Below are 1,884 nucleotides of genomic sequence, written 5' to 3'. Positions count from 1 at the left end.
TGTCGACGGCAGGTGAATACTGACCCCCTGTCGGCAGTTGAATTTTGACCCCCGGGGACCCTGATCTCAGTCGAGGTCAGGAGGAAGCGGGTGTTGTCTGTGGAGGACTGGGCTGAGATCAGGCGGCTTCATCGTGGTGAGGGTGTGCCTATTAAGGCGATCGCCCGGATGATGGGGTGTTCGAAGAACACGGTGAAGTCGGCGTTGCGTAGTGATGGACCGCCGAGGTATCAGCGGCCGCGGCGGGGGTCGGCGGTGGATGTGGTCGAGCCGCGAATTCGTGAGCTGCTTGCGGCGTGGCCGTCGATGCCTGCGACGGTGATCGCGGAGCGGATCGGGTGGCAGCGGTCGATCCGGGTTTTGCAGGACCGGGTGCGTGAGCTGCGGCCGCTGTATCTGCCGCCGGATCCGTGCACGCGTACCGCGTATGAGCCGGGCGAGCTGGCGCAATGCGATTTCTGGTTTCCTGATGTGCGGATGCCGGTGGCGTATGGACAGTTCCGTACGGCCCAGGAACTTCCGGTGCTGGTGATGGTGTCGGGGTACGCGAGGTGGCTTTCGGCGCGTTTACTGCCGTCGCGGGAAGCCACCGATCTGTTCGCAGGGTGGTGGAGCCTGTTCGAGGAGCTCGGCGGGGTTCCGAAAACCTTGGTGTGGGACGGTGAGGGCGCGGTCGGGCGGTGGCGGCGCGGGAAACCCGAACTGACCGCGGAATGTCAAGGGTTCCGCGGCACTCTTGGTGCGAAGGTGCTGGTCTGTAGGCCCGCGGATCCGGAAGCGAAGGGTCTGGTTGAGCGGGCGAATCAGTATCTGGAGACGTCGTTTCTGCCGGGCCGGTGTTTTACGGGCCCGGACGATTTCAACCGGCAGCTGGCCCATTGGCTGGTGAAAGCGAACGTCCGGCGGATGCGGGTTCTGGGGTGCCGTCCCGCGGACCGGATCGAGGCCGATCGTGCCGCGATGCTCACTCTGCCGCCGGTGCCGCCGGTGACTGGGATTCGGCGCTCACAGCGGCTGCCGCGTGACTACTACGTGCGGGTCGACTCGAACGATTATTCGGTGCACCCTGCGGTGGTCGGGCGGCGCATCGAGATCGTCGCGACCCTGGAGTGGGTTGACGTGTTCAGCGAGGGCCGCGTGGTGGCCCGGCATCGGCGGTGCTGGGCGAAGCACCAATCCATCACCGACCCGGAACACGCCGAGGCCGCTGTGGCCCTGCGCCGGGCGCGGCTGAGCGTTATCGGCCAGGTGAGCCCGCCCGTGCCGGTGGGCGAGGTGGAGCAGCGGCCGCTCAGCGACTATGACACCGTATTCGGGCTCGGCGAGGACGTGATCTGATGACTGGCCGCACCAGCCCCGCCAGTACGGCCCGGGATCTCACCGCGGAGCTCGCCTATCTGACCCGGGCACTGAAAGCCCCCACATTGCGCGAATGCGTTGCCCGGCTTGCCGATCGCGCCCGGACCGAGAACTGGACCCATGAGGAATATCTGGCCGCGTGCCTGCAGCGCGAAGTCGCCGCTCGGGAAGCCCACGGCGGTGAGGGCCGTATACGTGCGGCCAGGTTCCCGTCCCGGAAAAGTCTCGAGGAGTTCGATTTTGACCATGCCCGCGGATTATCCCGGGAGGTGATCGCGCACCTCGGCACCCTTGACTTCGCTGCTGCCCGCGACAACGTTGTCTTTCTGGGCCCGCCCGGTACCGGCAAAACACATCTCGCCATAGGGCTCGGACTGCGCGCTTGCCAGGCCGGATACCGCACCCTGTTCGCCACCGCGTCCGAATGGGTCGCCCGCCTTGCCGACGCGCACCACGCCGGACGGCTCCAGCAGGAATTGATCCGCCTTGGCCGCTATCCGTTGCTGATCATCGACGAAGTGGGAT

2 protein-coding genes are annotated in these 1,884 nt (G+C 66.2%); both read left to right on the top strand.

Annotated elements, in window-relative coordinates:
• Positions 1-90: 90 nt before the first annotated feature.
• Positions 91-1,338, top strand: a complete 1,248-nt coding sequence (gene istA, locus ONR57_RS15020; RefSeq protein ID WP_265124332.1) for an IS21 family transposase — start codon at positions 91-93, stop codon at positions 1,336-1,338.
• A partial coding sequence (locus ONR57_RS15015) for an ATP-binding protein (RefSeq protein ID WP_265124331.1) occupies positions 1,338-1,884 on the top strand: 547 nt, incomplete at its 3' end. The genes istA and ONR57_RS15015, both read left to right, overlap by 1 nt.

The sequence above is a fragment of the Hoyosella sp. YIM 151337 genome (assembly GCF_026041215.1).
Classification (GTDB): domain Bacteria; phylum Actinomycetota; class Actinomycetes; order Mycobacteriales; family Mycobacteriaceae; genus Hoyosella.
Note: the sequence above shows the minus strand (reverse complement) of the source record. Positions and strands in the feature narration are given on the sequence as shown.